Source organism: Paenibacillus sp. OAS669 (genome assembly GCF_014873645.1).
Taxonomy (GTDB): Bacteria; Bacillota; Bacilli; order Paenibacillales; family NBRC-103111; genus Paenibacillus_S; species Paenibacillus_S vulneris.
Map to the genome: position 1 here is coordinate 804423 of NZ_JADBDR010000001.1, position 14093 is coordinate 818515.

At 48.1% G+C, this 14093-nt stretch carries 14 protein-coding genes; 4 read left to right on the plus strand and 10 right to left on the minus strand.

Annotation, left to right across the window (positions count from 1 at the left end; genetic code table 11):
* The first annotated feature begins 92 nt into the window (after nucleotides 1-92).
* A complete protein-coding gene (locus tag GGC63_RS03200) occupies nucleotides 93-995 on the plus strand; it encodes a LysR family transcriptional regulator (RefSeq protein ID WP_079908485.1) in 903 nt (300 codons plus the stop codon).
* A gap of 151 nt (nucleotides 996-1146) precedes the next feature.
* Here GGC63_RS03200 and GGC63_RS03205 read toward each other — a convergent pair whose 3' ends face one another.
* The 4 genes from GGC63_RS03205 to GGC63_RS03220 all read right to left on the minus strand — a co-directional run bounded on the left by GGC63_RS03205 (nucleotide 1147) and on the right by GGC63_RS03220 (nucleotide 6590).
* On the minus strand, nucleotides 1147-2154 hold the full coding sequence (locus GGC63_RS03205) for an NADP-dependent oxidoreductase (protein ID WP_192701414.1): 1008 nt from the start codon (nucleotides 2152-2154) through the stop codon (nucleotides 1147-1149).
* A gap of 135 nt (nucleotides 2155-2289) precedes the next feature.
* Nucleotides 2290-2583: an ArsR/SmtB family transcription factor gene (locus GGC63_RS03210; protein WP_079908483.1), complete on the minus strand. Its 294-nt coding sequence runs from the start codon at nucleotides 2581-2583 to the stop codon at nucleotides 2290-2292.
* Nucleotides 2584-2915: 332 nt separating this feature from the next.
* Nucleotides 2916-4649 carry an assimilatory sulfite reductase (NADPH) hemoprotein subunit gene (cysI, locus tag GGC63_RS03215; protein WP_192701066.1) on the minus strand — a complete coding sequence of 578 codons (1734 nt, stop codon included), beginning with the start codon at nucleotides 4647-4649 and terminating at the stop codon, nucleotides 2916-2918.
* Between the two features lie 81 nt (nucleotides 4650-4730).
* On the minus strand, nucleotides 4731-6590 hold the full coding sequence (locus GGC63_RS03220; RefSeq protein ID WP_192701067.1) for an assimilatory sulfite reductase (NADPH) flavoprotein subunit: 1860 nt from the start codon (nucleotides 6588-6590) through the stop codon (nucleotides 4731-4733).
* 271 nt (nucleotides 6591-6861) lie between these two features.
* Between GGC63_RS03220 and GGC63_RS03225 the strand changes: the two genes are divergently transcribed.
* Nucleotides 6862-7533, plus strand: a complete 672-nt coding sequence (locus GGC63_RS03225; protein WP_192701068.1) for a Crp/Fnr family transcriptional regulator — start codon at nucleotides 6862-6864, stop codon at nucleotides 7531-7533.
* Between the two features lie 82 nt (nucleotides 7534-7615).
* Nucleotides 7616-8173: a redoxin domain-containing protein gene (locus GGC63_RS03230; RefSeq protein ID WP_192701069.1), complete on the plus strand. Its 558-nt coding sequence runs from the start codon at nucleotides 7616-7618 to the stop codon at nucleotides 8171-8173.
* A 63-nt stretch (nucleotides 8174-8236) separates the two neighbouring features.
* On the opposite strand, the gene GGC63_RS03235 is transcribed toward GGC63_RS03230, so the two are convergent.
* Nucleotides 8237-8914: a DUF6022 family protein gene (locus GGC63_RS03235; RefSeq protein WP_192701070.1), complete on the minus strand. Its 678-nt coding sequence runs from the start codon at nucleotides 8912-8914 to the stop codon at nucleotides 8237-8239.
* A 107-nt stretch (nucleotides 8915-9021) separates the two neighbouring features.
* Here GGC63_RS03235 and GGC63_RS03240 point away from each other — a divergent pair, with 107 nt between their 5' ends.
* Entirely contained in the window at nucleotides 9022-9735 is a 714-nt protein-coding gene (locus tag GGC63_RS03240) for a TetR/AcrR family transcriptional regulator C-terminal domain-containing protein (protein ID WP_192701071.1), read from the plus strand.
* Between the two features lie 74 nt (nucleotides 9736-9809).
* Here GGC63_RS03240 and GGC63_RS03245 read toward each other — a convergent pair whose 3' ends face one another.
* From GGC63_RS03245 to GGC63_RS03265, 5 genes are all read right to left on the minus strand, one after another.
* On the minus strand, nucleotides 9810-10139 hold the full coding sequence (locus GGC63_RS03245) for a winged helix-turn-helix transcriptional regulator (protein WP_079908476.1): 330 nt from the start codon (nucleotides 10137-10139) through the stop codon (nucleotides 9810-9812).
* Nucleotides 10140-10293: 154 nt separating this feature from the next.
* Entirely contained in the window at nucleotides 10294-11349 is a 1056-nt protein-coding gene (locus GGC63_RS03250) for an alpha/beta fold hydrolase (protein ID WP_225947877.1), read from the minus strand.
* Between the two features lie 116 nt (nucleotides 11350-11465).
* Nucleotides 11466-12086, minus strand: coding sequence for a hypothetical protein (locus tag GGC63_RS03255; RefSeq protein ID WP_192701073.1), 621 nt, complete (start codon nucleotides 12084-12086; stop codon nucleotides 11466-11468).
* A 446-nt stretch (nucleotides 12087-12532) separates the two neighbouring features.
* Nucleotides 12533-13126 (minus strand): hypothetical protein, encoded by a 594-nt coding sequence (locus GGC63_RS03260; RefSeq protein ID WP_192701074.1) that lies wholly within the window; start codon nucleotides 13124-13126, stop codon nucleotides 12533-12535.
* A 14-nt stretch (nucleotides 13127-13140) separates the two neighbouring features.
* Nucleotides 13141-14064 carry a hypothetical protein gene (locus tag GGC63_RS03265; RefSeq protein ID WP_192701075.1) on the minus strand — a complete coding sequence of 308 codons (924 nt, stop codon included), beginning with the start codon at nucleotides 14062-14064 and terminating at the stop codon, nucleotides 13141-13143.
* Nucleotides 14065-14093 lie beyond the last annotated feature (29 nt).

The window sequence follows — 14093 nt, forward strand, 5'->3', positions numbered from 1 at the left end:
TTATTGTAGATGATCTATAATCATAATAAAAATATATCTTTTCATCCTACTTATATAATTTATATATAAATTATACAAAGGAGCTTACCGCAATGAATCTTCACGCCTTACGATTATTTCATGTTATTGCCTCCACCCAAAGCGTGACACGGGCCTCGGAAATATTGAATATTAGTCAGCCTGCGATCACCGCCCAAATCAAAAAATTCGAAAAGGAACTGTCCATCCCGTTGTTCAAGCCTCAAGGCAGGGGAATCGCGCTGACGGACGCCGGTGAGAAAATGGAGCAGCTTGCCAAAAGACTGTTCGCAGTCGAGCAGCAGATCGAACAATTTACGCATGATTATCACCACGGTTCGATCGGACATATTCGAATTGCCGCGACATACCTGCCGGCCCATGTGCTGCTGCCCGCCTGGATCGCAAAGTTCAAGCAGCAGTATGAGCAAGTGGAAATGACCATCACAACGACCAATTCCAGCGATGCCTTGAAGCAGCTTCTGAATGTGGAGGCGGATCTGGCGATCTATGGGGGACTCCCGGAGGAATATCCGGATACGGTACAAACGGAGGAGCTGTTTCAGGACGAGCTGTGGTTTGTCGTAGCGCCCGGCCATAAATATGCGAACCAGCAGGTTTCCCTGCACGACATGATGAAGGAGGCTTTCGTTATGCGGGAGGAAGGAAGCTCGACACGGGAGCGATTATTGGCTCTATGCCGCACCTATAATTCCACCAATCCGAGAATTACCCTGCAGTTTAACGGATTGCATGAAGCTATTACCGCGGTGATTGCCGGGTACGGCGCAAGCTTCGTCTCGTCTCTGGTCGTGAGCCCGTATGTAGAACGCGGCGAGTTATGCCGGGTATATGTTGAAGGAATCCATTTGCAAAATACGATTGCCGTATGTACCCGCAGGCAAGAGCCTTTATCTCAAGCGGCGGCCCATTTCATCCAAATGATCCGGCAAAATCCTTATAGAAGGCCGTCCTGAAGCGGTGCCGGTACGGCTCAATAACGCTGCAAGATAAGCCCTTGCCATCAAGGCTTAAGTCTGGTGCTTTCCAAGTAATGCCAAAAAAAAAGCCCGAACCTTGGGAGCGCCAAAGCGTTCGGACTTTTCATCATGCTGGCAGATCGGTCAATTATTGTTCCGGACCTACCTTAACGAGCATTTTACCGATATTGGTCCCTTTAAATAGCTGCACGAAAGCCTCAGGAACCTTCTCGAATCCTTCCATAATCGTTTCTTCGTATTTCAGCTTGCCTTCGGACAGCCATTTGGTCAGATGCTCCATTCCCTCCGGCAGACGATCAGCGTAATCTCCGAGCACAAAGCCTTTGATCATGGAGCGCGTCTTAATCAGCTTGGTCAAAATCCGCGGACCGACATCGCTGCCCTCCTCCTTGTTGTAGGCTGAGATGGCTCCGCACAGCGGGATTCTCGCATGATCGTTCAGCAGACTCATGACGGCGTCGGAGACATCGCCCCCGACGTTGTCGAAGTAGACGTCAACTCCCTGCGGGCAGGCTTGCTCCAGCGCTTGCTTCAGGTCGGATGTCTTGTAATTCACCGCGGCGTCAAAGCCCAGCTCGTCCACCAGAAACTTCGTTTTCTCATCCGAGCCGGCAATGCCAACGACTCTGGCTCCATGAATTTTGGCGATCTGACCGACGACCATGCCGACTGCGCCTGCCGCCCCGGATACGACCACCGTCTCTCCCGCTTTCGGACGTCCGATGTCCATGAGGCCGAAGTAGGCCGTCAAGCCGGTCAACCCGATAACGCTCAAATAGGCGGATAACGGTGCAGACTTTCCGTCAATTTTGCGGAGCGATTTGGCATCTGCGATGTTATACAGCTGCCAGCCCAGCATGCCGAGCACCTTGTCTCCTGCGCTAAACAGCTCCGAACGGGATTCGATGACTTCCCCTACGACGCCGCCGCTGATGACCTCGCCAAGCTGATACGGCGGTACATAGGACTTGGTATCATTCATTCGTCCTCTCATATAAGGATCGACGGATAAATAGATCGAGCGGACAAGGACCTGGCCTTCTTCCGGCTTGCCCGCAGGCGCCTCCTTCATTTCAAAGGTATCTTGATCAGGCCAGCCTTGCGGACGGTTTTTAAGTAAAATCATTTTGTTCATCATCATTGATCACTCTCTTTCTTGGGAATCATAACTTATCGGACACGGGACGCTTCATCGGTTAGCATCGGGCATGAAATTTGAATAGTTATAAAACTTTCAAACTATCGGATCAAAAAGAAAGCTTCTTGGCCCTTATAGGCTGTCCAAGAAACCGGGTAAATACATCTGAAATATATCGTCGACCAAATATATTTTTTTATTTTGCCCGTCGCGGACGACGCGAATCAGTTCCGCTTCGTTCATGATTTTCAAATGATACGTGACATTCGATTTGTCCATTCCCATCGCTTTGCCGATTTCCCCGCAGCTATTACGCGTCGGCTCCGTGTGGAGATAACGGACAATTTCTATACGCTTTTTTTCTGATAAAGCTTTAAAAATCCGTGCCCGCTTCTCATCGTCGGCTTGTAATTGTTCGATCATCATAGAACTATGATAAAAAGGAATGCGGTTTTTGTCAACCGGAGGGGCAAGAACAAGCGCTGATGAAGTCAGTGCTTGGGGATGTTGAGAAACCTGAAAATCTAAAAAATTACTTTGGTACCCCGGTGGGGTATCCCCCTCCGGTCGCTGTTGTTCTCAGGAAATGTTGATTATATTCGCTTTATAGTGGGGATTTCCTGAGGGAGGCGAACGCTATCGCTCCTCCAGGGGATACCCCACTATCACCTTTCGCATTTTTTCTGTATGTTAAGGTTTCTCGAAAAACTCAAAAAAACAAGCGCTGAAAAAAATCAGCGCTTGTTCTTGTATAAGAATTAATGATGAAAATCGAGTCCGGACGTTACCGCCTTGACATACCCCGCACGAATGACGAAATCGCCAAAATGCTCGCCTTCCGTACGATCTGCAGCATAATGCTGAATCATAGGGCTCAGGATGTCGATAATATCTTCTTCACCGATGTTTTCCCGGTACAGCTTGCTCAAGCGGTCGCCGGAAAAACCGGCTCCCATGTACATATTGTATTTGCCCGGGGATTTACCGATGAAGGCAATCTCGCCCAAGGCAGGGCGCGCGCAGCCATTCGGGCATCCGGTCATGCGAATGTTGATTTCCTGCTCCCGCAAGCCGGCTTCCTCCAGGATAGGCTCCAGCTTCTCGATCAGCGTAGGCAGATAGCGTTCCGCCTCCGCCATCGCCAATCCGCAGGTCGGAAGCGCGACGCAGGACAAAGCGCTGCGGCGAAGAGCGGACAACTGATCGCTCTCCAGAATGCCGTATTCCTTCAGCAATGCTTGGATCTTTGGCTTTTTCTGGCTCGATATATTAGCTATCATCAAGTTCTGATTCGCGGTGAGACGGAAATCGCCGGTATGGATTTTGGCAACCTCGCGCAGAGCGGTTTTCAGCTTGTAGCCTTCTTCATCGGCAATCCGGCCGCTTTGGATGTAGAGCGTCAAGCTCCATTTGCCGTCTTTGCCTTTGATCCAGCCATAGCGGTCGCCGGTATGATCGAACCGGAACTCGCGAGCGGGCTTGAGCTTCCAGCCGAGACGCTCGTGCAGCTCGTCAACGAACCAATCCAGACCGTGCCGGTCGATAGTGTACTTGAAACGCGCATATTTCCGCACGGAGCGGTTTCCGTAATCGCGCTGAATCGTTACCGTCTTCTCCGCTACATCGAGAATCCGATCCGGCGTACAGAAGCCGATGACTCTGGCCAGCTGAGGATACGTTTGGGTATCGCCATGCGTCATGCCCATGCCGCCGCCGACGGCAATGTTGAAGCCGACCAGCTTGCCTTTTTCGATAATAGCGATAAAGCCGAGATCCTGGGAGTACACATCCACATCATTGGATGGAGGAACCGCGATACCGATCTTGAACTTCCGCGGCAAATATACCGGGCCATAGATCGGCTCCACTTCCTCTTGGCTGCCGTTCTGCTCAAGGCTGTCCACAACCTTCTCGCCGTCAAGCCAAATCTCATGATACGCCGGCGTACGCGGAGCAAGATGCTTCGTTAATTGCTGCGACCAATGGTACACCTCGCTGTGCACCTCGGATTGATAAGGATTCGGGTTGCACATGACGTTACGGCTGACGTCGCCGCATGCAGCCAAAGTGGTCAGCAGCGCATCGTTGATGTCCCGAATCGTTTGCTTCAAGTTCCATTTGAGCACTCCGTGCAGCTGGAATGCCTGCCGCGTAGTGAGGCGAATGCTGCCACTGCCATATTTCTCCGCCAGCTCGTCGATGACCTGCCATTGCTCCGAAGTAGCTACGCCTCCGGGGGTTACGACGCGAAGCATGAACTGAAACGATGGCTCCAGCTTCTGCTTTTGCCGTTCGTTACGCAAATCGCGGTCGTCCTGCATGTAGCTGCCGTGAAATTTCAGCAGCCGGTTGTCCAGTTCAGGCAATCCGCCGGTGATCCGGTTGGACAGCGATTCGACCAAAGATCCGCGCAAGTAATTACTTTCCCGTTTCAGCAATTCCACATCGCTTGGAGGTCCGCCAATCGGCTGCACTTTTTGTTTTTCTGCCATTGCTGTCAGCTCCTTTACTTAGGCACCGTTACTAGGTGCGTCCGTACTCTCTTTTTCCTTACCTCTATCCTTACGTTTCGATTAATAGACGTCGCGTTGGTAGCGCCCTTGCTCCTGCAGCTCGGCCAAATAAGCCGCAGCCTCTTCCGCGCTCTTGCCTCCCTGCTGTTCAAGGATCGTAAGCAGCGCTTTATGCACGTCATGGGCCATATGCTTCTCGTCACCGCAAATATAGACATGAGCGCCTTCCTGAAGCCATTGGTACAGCTCGGAGGCCTTCTCCAGCATTCTGTGCTGAACGTATACCTTCTCCTTCGTATCGCGGGAGAATGCCAGATCCAAATGTGTCAGTACGCCGGATTTCAGCATGCGCTGCCAGTCGGTTTGGTACAGAAAGTCGGTTACAAAATGCCGATCCCCATAGAACAGCCACGTTTTACCTCCCACGCCAAGCTCTTCTCTCTCCTCCAGAAAAGCCCGGAAAGGCGCTACTCCGGTTCCAGGTCCGACCATAATCACCGGTGTATCCGGATTAACGGGCGGCTTGAAGTTCGGATTTTTCTGAATAAAAATCGGAAGCGTATCGCCCGGCTGCAAGCGCTCCGACGTATAAACGGAGCATACGCCTCCCCGCTCTCTGCCATGGGCTTCATACTGCACTTTTCGGATGGTCAGATGCACTTCTTCCGGATGCGCTTTACTGCTGCTGGCGATCGAATAAAGACGCGGAGGCAGCTTGCGAAGCAGCACCGGGATATCTGCGGGACTGAGCGTCCATGGAGAAAAGTCGTTCAGCAGATCCAGCAAATCTCTGCCGCTCATGTATTCCTTCAAATCCTGCTTGTTCTCCGGCTTCACCAACTCCGCCAGCCTGCTGTTCCCCGAGAATGCCGCGGCCTTCTCCAACAACGGTTTGGTCAGAACCGTAATCTCATAATGATGAATCAGCGCGTCCCTAAGCGAAGCGGTTTCTCCCGGCTTGCCGGCTGCAACACGCTCCTCCGGATTCCACTGCAGGAAGCGAATCAGCTCGTCGACCAGGGACGGGTCGTTTTGCGGGTACACACCGACGCAGTCACCCGGCTCGTAGGTTAACCCGGAGCCTTCCAGCGACAGCTCCAAATGCCGGGTTTCACGATCCGAGCCGCGGCCGTTCAAGTTAATATTGTCAAGAACCTCCGCCTGGAACGGATTGGAGCGGCCAAATTCCGACTCTCCCGAAGCGGATCTTTCGATTTCCACAACCGCAGCTGCTGAAGCCGTCGCCGCTTGTGCTGTCGCGCTTACCGCATCGGTAACGGTCGCAATCCAGGAGGATGCCGCCGCCTCGAAATCTACATCGCAATCAACGCGGTCGGCAATTCGCTGAGCGCCGAGCTCCTCCAGCCTTTTATCAAAATCCTGCCCTGTTTTGCAGAAAAACTCATAGGACGTGTCGCCAAGGGCCAGCACGGAGAATTTGACGTCATCCAGCTTCGGTGCCCGTTTGCTGAACAAAAATTCATAGAAGGTCAGCGCATTATCCGGCGGTTCTCCCTCTCCATGAGTACTGGTCAGCAGGAACAAATAACCGGCCTTTTTCAAATTGTTCGTCTTGTATTGATTCATCGCCGAGAGAGTGACCTGGAAGCCCTGCTCCTTCAGCTTATCGGATAAGCGGCCCGCCAGCCGCTGGGCGTTGCCGGTTTGGGAGCCGTACAGAATGGTCGCCTCGCAAGGCGCCTGCACCTCCGGAACCAAGGTCAGTACTTGGGGTGCCGTCGCGATCGTATTATTGACACTAGCCGGAGCTTCGCCTTGAACGGCAGAACGGTCCGGGCGATAAAAGGCTAAAAAGCCGCCCAGCCATTGAATTTGCGCCTCGGTCAACGTCGGCAGAAGCCGGTTAATCAGCTCAGCCTGCTCTTCTGTAAAAGGACTGTTCGTTACTTGGAGTTGCAACAACATCCACCTCGCATCGTTTCATAATTAGTATTATTCCAAGTTGCTTACTCTGTTTTTATTCCTGCTCTTATGCTACAGCAGTCTACCCACAGGGTCAATGCGATTCGTCGATATTTGTCTATAAAACTTTTTGTCAGTTGGTTTCAATTTTTCTTATAAATGAACATTTTGACGGATCGATTCCACCAATAGTGCTTCATGGGAGTGTCTAATGGTAAAATAAATCCACTGCAGCTTATTCGTTTTACTTAGAGAAAGGGGCATCATCATGTCTTCAGCTCTCAATGACTCCCATATTTTTGAGGTATTTCCGTTCTTACAATCGGTTCCGCATGCGGAATGGACTGCCGCACAGCCCAAAGTGTTGATCTATCCGGCACATGCCCGGGTTTTTCAAAAAAACGAAGCCGCCAATTACGCCGTGCTCCTATTGCGCGGTACGATGCGAATTACCTTGATCGGGGAGGACGGGAGTGAATCGTTATTGACCTTACTGTCCGCCGGCGAGGTTTGCTCACTCATGGTGCTCTGCGGGCTGAGCGGCCGCGACTATCCCGGTTCTCTTACAGCCGAAACAGAGGTCGAGGTGCTGCTCGTCTCCAAGTCCAGCTTTCTGAGCTGGGTTCAGATGCAGCCGGCGATTCGAAACGCCATCTTCGGCGGGCTCCTGGACGGAATAGTCCGTACGAGTCAGATGCTTCAGGCAAAATATAATGAACCGTTGGAAGCCCGACTTGCCAAGGCTCTGCTTCGCGCGACAAGCAGCGCCAATCCCATACTTCATATCACTCATCAAATGCTTGCTAATGAAATCGGATCTGCCCGTGAAGTCGTATCTCGTGTGCTCAAGCGGTATCAAAGCAAAGGCTGGGTGGAGACAGGGCGGGGTTGGGTGCAAATTATCGATCGAGGAAGGCTGGAGGCACAGCTTGGTGACTAGGTCACAGAAGGAAGAACCGAGGTCCTGCTAAGGTAAGGCTGTAGACCAAAGGTCTGAGTTCAAACCCTCAGGAGGAATCCCTATGAATCAAAAGCTTCAGCCGGGCAGGAAGGCCCCCTTGTTTCAAGTTACCGATCAGCATGGAAAGCGTGTATCATTGGAGCAGTATCGCGGGCGCAAAGTATTGATTTCCTTTTTCCGTTTCTCTGCCTGTGCGTTATGTAACCTGCGAATTCAGCATTTTATCGAGCGGTATCCGGCCTGGCAGCGGCAATCGCTAGACATCATCGCCTTCTTTGAATCGCCCAAAATCAACCTTCAAACCTACGTCGGCAAACAAAACCCGCCGTTCCCGCTCATCGCCGATCCATCGGCTGTCATCTATGATCAATACGGGGTGGAAAGCTCGGAGGAAAAAGTGCAAAACACTTTGGCCGACCCCTCCATTAAAGACGTCATCGCGGAAGTGGAGGCGGCGGGCTATAAGCTGACGACCGAGGAAGGCTCGAATTTCTATCGCATGCCGGCCGAGTTCCTGGTGGATGAGGATGGAATTATCCGGATTTGTCACTACAGCCAGGTGGTTACGGAGCATTTACCCTTCGACACCATTGATCTCTTTGCTGCGGCAAGCCGATAGACCGCATGATCCTATTCGTCCAACAGGTCGATCCAGATTCGCCTGTTGGACCATCTCCTTGCATTAGACCGCTTGACGACGCTTGAAAAAAGCGATCACTTTGCCGCCCGAAGGCATAACGTTGACAAGCTCCCAACCGTACCGTCCCCAGTGAGACAAGGCTTCATCCAGCGTCCAGCCGCTATGCTCCATCTCATTGTTCTGCAAGCAACCCCCAAGGGCCACCTCCGTCGCATATTCCCATCGGTCCCCTGCAGTCTGCAGCTCTGCAGGAAGCGGCAGCCTTTCCTCCATACGATCCCATCTTACTCGTGCAGTTGCTTGAGAGAGTGCTGCGATGATGGATTCTCTTTCAACAACCTCCAGTGCAAACAGCCTCGGCGCCCGTGGAAGATGGAAGGCTCTATGCGAATGATAGACCTGCAGCACCATCGTGCCGATCGAAGTCCCATTCACGTCGTAAAGAACGTACCATATACAGCGTTCCCGCTCCTCAGGCGGCCCCCAGTTTTCCATCGAATCCTTGCGATTGAACCCCGCCTTGGTGGTGTATCCTTCCGATTTCAGCTGCTCTAAGACCGGTACCATAAATTCTTGGATGCAGACTCCGTAAGCACGGTCGCCATACTCCGCAAACATCTGGGTTAACTGTACCTTCTTATCCTCATAGACTGCCCTCCATGAAGCAGCCAATGTCTTTTCTATACCTCGAATTACCGTGTGAATGAGTGCTTTTTCCATAGATAATCATCTCCAATAGTGATATTCTAACACCGTTAGATTATATTTTAACACTGTTAGATTAATACTATATGGTATAATTGTCAAGAACTCATTGGAGGGTAGCCATGGCACGAAGAAGAACATATCCAACGCAAACTGAAATTCAAAGCGGAAGCTTGGAACAGATTCATACGCCGCTCGACCGCTCGCGGATCATCCGTACGGTCTTGACCATGCTGCAAGCCGAAGGCTTGGAACAGATCAGCATGCGCAAAATCGCCGATGCCCTAGGAGTGAAGGCCGCCTCCCTCTACTATCACGTGAAGGATAAGGAGGAGCTGCTTCATTTATTGGCGGAGCAAATAAGCTCGGAGATTGAATTTCCTGACGAGCAGCTGGATTGGCGGGAGCAGCTTCGGCAGTGGTCGCTTCATTTTCGCCGGGTACTGCATCGGTATCGGGATTCTGTACAAATCATGGGGGCCACGATCGCGGCAAGCCCATACCGGCTGTCCCACATCGAATATTTATTCCGGGTATTGGCCCAGTCAGGGTTCAGAGAATCACAAATCCCTTGGCTTGCGTCTATGCTGAAAAACTACATTTACGGATTTACGGAGGAAGAGAACCGCTTGGCTGCCCGTGCCAAACAAGAGCTTGTGGATGTGGAGCAAATGGGGGACAAGCAAAAGGAACGATTTCAAGCTCTCTCATCAGAGCTTTATCCCTATCTTGGCCGGTTGGCCGCGTACACGACGGCTGTCGATTGGGACCAGGAATTTACGTTTGGATTACAAGTACTGCTGGATGGGTTTGAGGCCCAGAGGTCAAATCAATAACCCTACAAGTAGGGTCTTGGCTTCAAAAAGGAAAAAAATCCATAACCGAAAAAGGTAATGGATTTGGGGGCTGCCTAACAAATTTGCCTGGAGCGAGCCAAATGCTCCTTGCCCCATTGATTCATCAGATCCAGCAGCGGGATCAAGCTCTCACCATAAGGGGTCAAGGAATATTCCACCTTAGGAGGAATTTCCGGATAGATTTCACGCTTTACCAAGCCATGAGATTCCAGCTCTCTGAGCTGGTACGTCAGCACTTTTTGCGTCAGGCCCGGAATCAATTGAGTAAACTCGCTGAATCGCTTCGTGCCGTTTCGCAGATGGCAAATAAGCAGCAGCTTCCACTTTCCTTCAAGAATGCCTAACGTTACGTTGGCGGCGTAATCAGAATCGGTCGGTCTCAAGATACCTTCTTGCTCCTTTCACAAGCTTTTATTCAAAAATACGGCAATCCCTAATAGCAATCCTATGTTACAAGCATAGTTGACTGGTTGCTGAAAATCAAAGGAAAAGAACCTGCAGCTCAGCTAGTCATGCTCTATTCTAATTGCTGCAATTCTAGGATTCCTTCTGTAATCCAAGCTCTCTCGCTGTTTGGCTCAACCATTCGGCGAAATGCTCTTTTTCCTCGAACTGCGGATAGTGAGCGGATTGCTCAAACAGCACAAAATGCTTCTCCTGAGCCTCCAGTGTATCCATATAGGATTTGGCCGCTCGGGCAGAGGTCATATAGTCGTATCGCCCCATGACAAAATAGCAGGGGATTTCCAAGCTTGTGACCAGGCTTGCCAAAGGATGCGCCGCTTCCTCCTTCAACAGCGGCTGCTGCGTTATGGAAACTCCTCTTAAGAAACGGATTACGTCCAGCAAATTATACTCGGGCTGTAGAAGGAAGCCTTTATAATAATCCATATTGTCGTCAATGAGCCTGGCGGCACCGCCATATTTGCGAACCATCCCCCGTGGAGTCAGCTGTGACCCTCCGGCTATAGAATCATGCAGAAGCTCCAAACGCTTGACATCCTTCGCGTTGCCGGCCCGCTTTGCCTGCTCAAGGACAAATTCCCAGCCGCCCAGCTCGCTCTGTACCTGATCGGCTACCTGGCCTATGCCAATATAAGCCGAAAAACGCTCAGGGGATTTGGCCGCGGCCTTCATCCCGATATAGGTTCCAAACGAATGGCCTATCAGCAGCACTTTCTTTTGTCCAAGCTTCTCAGCAGCATAATCGGTCAATGCCAATAAATCATCAACGAGTACATCGGTCGAAACCTTCGTGTAATCTTCCCCAAAATGATACGATTTCCCGCTCCCCCGTTGATCGTAATGCACTATGGTGAAATGCTCTTCCAAAAGCTGCTGGTACTTCCTCACATACGGAATCTCTGAGCAGCCCGGCCCGCCATGCACAAAAATAAGGATCGGATTGCGAACATCCTTCCCTCTAATCATGACTTCATGCCCTGCTCCATTGATTTGGACTTGCTCCAACCTGCTGATACTCCGTTCTCCTTGAATCGAAGGCGTCCAGGTAGGGAATATCAACCCAAGCACTAATAGAATAGCAATGACCGCGGCAACGGTCAGCCCTGCTTTTACTTTTATTCGGTTCAATCGATATCTCCCTGATCTGTTAACTGTCATGAAATCTATTAATTGGATCCAATTATACCAGTTCCACTTTACGTGCTATGTTTCCTAGCGAAAATTACTGCAACATTTCAAGAAATTCACCAAGGTTTACCATTCCATACTGATTTACGTGCTATGTAGAGCCTTTCTACTGCATATTCATATAAAAATACTTCTTTATCAATTTCTTTATATTTATCAATCAAATGTGTAGGTATTATTGCTGCATCAAAAGACCACAAATCACTCTCGATACCTATCACCAAAGATTCCCACGGTAAGCCATCTGTTACTTCATTGGTAAAGTAAACACCTGTTTCGGTAAATACTCTTGAAAATTCCAATAGTATATTCCAGATTATTGGTTCGGAAAACTCTCTAAGCCGTCCCGTGCGATAATCTAGTTCAATTTCATCAGTATAAAATAATAGACATACCTCTAACCAAGATTCATTAAGTTCCTTAATAACTTCCGGTGTCCATCCCATGACATAAGGCCGGATATGTAATATAGAATTATTAATAGTATATTCTTGAAGAGCAGCACCCGAGCCTACATACATAAAACCATTATCAGAAAGCTCCCAAACTAGCTCCTTCATAAAATATTGACTATCTATATTCAATGCATTTAAAACTTGAGAGAAACGACGAAGGACCTGACTGAAAGAATCTTGATTGCATTTGACATAGGTTTGAATATGTGAATATTCGGGCATAAATATCACTTCTTTCAGAATCATCATTTTACATTACGTACTTATAATTAAAATTTTACTCGATGCAGCAATTCGTCCCTCAGGATAATTTTCACTTATACTTCTAGAAACTAAGAAATACATTTACAGCAAGAAATTATTTCAACAAGAGTTTGATAATAATTCCTATTGATTTAACTAGATCTCTTCCCGATAAATGTAGAGTAATTCCTATTAGGATCAATAAAACTAAAAAACATGGTATACCGTACCTTCTTCCATAACGATAATTTATAATAAAAACTACGACCCCAGCTATCAAAAAAATAACACTGATAACACCATGCCCTATTAATGCGATCGTATTCTACTCCTTAGTCAGGTATCTGGGTACTTTTTTTAAAATTTCAGGTAACTTGTAATATACCGCAGGTTTTACCTACCCCAATCAGGTTCCTCTTGCAGAGTCACTTACTAAATGCTTTCAATAGATTTCCTCTATATCTCGTATCCTTTTCGTTCAACTCCAATATTCTTGTCTGTAAATTGATATTGATGTAAAGTTCAGAGTATAATCCTAACTCATCCTGATCATCGTAAAAGACCTTAAACTTTAAATACTCATTAGCAAAAGCCCGCGGATCTCCCTGCAAGGCGAAGCTGGTCAGTATAATGGTATCTTTCATTTCCTTTTTATCGTTTGCCAGCTCGTATAACCCTGACAGCTTCTCAATAAAGACATCGGATTCCATTCCTATCGATCTTATTTGAATCCCGCCGGGACAAAATGCATTTTTATCCAACTCGCCATGAACGACTCCCGGTAACATATCCGGCTTAAAGACCACTTCAAATCCAACCACTTCGTTATTACAAATACCTAATGCTTTAATAATATGATTCGAATGTTCATCTCTTTTGTAATCGACAATACTAAATTCAAGATCCTGAAATCCTTCCTCGGTATTTTCGTTAATTATTCTTAAATTCATTGTCATGGTTGTAGGAACCTCCCAATATTTTATCCATGCTTTCCCTAGGTCGAATCCGATAACATTCATGGTTATCCCCTGCTTTAAACCTCTCGTTTCACGTTGGGCCTATATAATATTCTTCGATAATCCGAATCCTTGCTGTCCATATCACCCAAGTATCTTCTTTCGTGTTCAGGTATAAGTTCATATTTCTTTCTTAAGTTTTCTCTGTAATACTCGCTTGGATTTTCTAAATAGGAATAATAAGCTTCTCTACAAGCTTCTAATGTTGATTTTTCTCCATTCAGCTTTTTGTAAATATCCATAAGCTCCTTATACTTTTCTTCAATATTTGTGGCATATAACGGTTTGGATAAAATAACTTCGCCTAGATCCGATAAAGTAATCGGTATAGGGTTATCGTAAGTAGTGAAAAAAGTTCCATTCTCAAATAACGGCCCTATTTCTTCCATTTGATATTGCACTTCGTTCGGCAAATTGTAGATGACAACTAGCCCGTTCTTATATGCAATCAAATTAACTAAATAATGCTTCGCCTCATATTTCATAAAAATGAAAAAGCCATTTCCCTCAGCGGTTTGATAAAACATTTCATTCTCTACATAAAAATCCGTCGCTCTAGGAGAATGAACGATTCTTCTCGTCTCGGATAATGTCTTCTCCCGATTTGAAATTTCGTAGATATTAACGAATTCCGGATTGAGTACTCTCATGGTCTCTTTGATATGTTTGTAATAGCTCTTTTTGTTAAACTTCCAGTTCGCTTCGTCGATTCTGTATGACCCCAGACCGTGAATGGAAATCGTATCACCGTTTGGGACGGCGGGAGTTAACCAATTCGAATCTATTTTGTTTTCCAATCCTTTTAAATCGACAAGCTCCCAGCAATTCGTCATCCCATCCTCATAGATATCCACGTTGATATAAAAATAATGACCCCCATTATGAATAATCCCAGGGATTGACGTACCCTCTATCGTTTTTGTCCTTTGAATTTTTTTCATTTGTAAAACACTCCTTGAAATCCTATTTC

Coding starts and splice junctions, on each gene's coding strand:
- GGC63_RS03200 (WP_079908485.1), top strand. CDS start 93: ATGAATCTTCACGCCTTACGATTATTTCATGTTATTGCCTCCACCCAA.
- GGC63_RS03205 (WP_192701414.1), bottom strand. CDS start 2,154: ATGAACAAAATGATTTTACTTAAAAACCGTCCGCAAGGCTGGCCTGAT.
- GGC63_RS03210 (WP_079908483.1), bottom strand. CDS start 2,583: ATGATGATCGAACAATTACAAGCCGACGATGAGAAGCGGGCACGGATT.
- cysI (WP_192701066.1), bottom strand. CDS start 4,649: ATGGCAGAAAAACAAAAAGTGCAGCCGATTGGCGGACCTCCAAGCGAT.
- GGC63_RS03225 (WP_192701068.1), top strand. CDS start 6,862: ATGTCTTCAGCTCTCAATGACTCCCATATTTTTGAGGTATTTCCGTTC.
- GGC63_RS03230 (WP_192701069.1), top strand. CDS start 7,616: ATGAATCAAAAGCTTCAGCCGGGCAGGAAGGCCCCCTTGTTTCAAGTT.
- GGC63_RS03235 (WP_192701070.1), bottom strand. CDS start 8,914: ATGGAAAAAGCACTCATTCACACGGTAATTCGAGGTATAGAAAAGACA.
- GGC63_RS03240 (WP_192701071.1), top strand. CDS start 9,022: ATGGCACGAAGAAGAACATATCCAACGCAAACTGAAATTCAAAGCGGA.
- GGC63_RS03255 (WP_192701073.1), bottom strand. CDS start 12,086: ATGCCCGAATATTCACATATTCAAACCTATGTCAAATGCAATCAAGAT.
- GGC63_RS03260 (WP_192701074.1), bottom strand. CDS start 13,126: ATGAATGTTATCGGATTCGACCTAGGGAAAGCATGGATAAAATATTGG.
- GGC63_RS03265 (WP_192701075.1), bottom strand. CDS start 14,064: ATGAAAAAAATTCAAAGGACAAAAACGATAGAGGGTACGTCAATCCCT.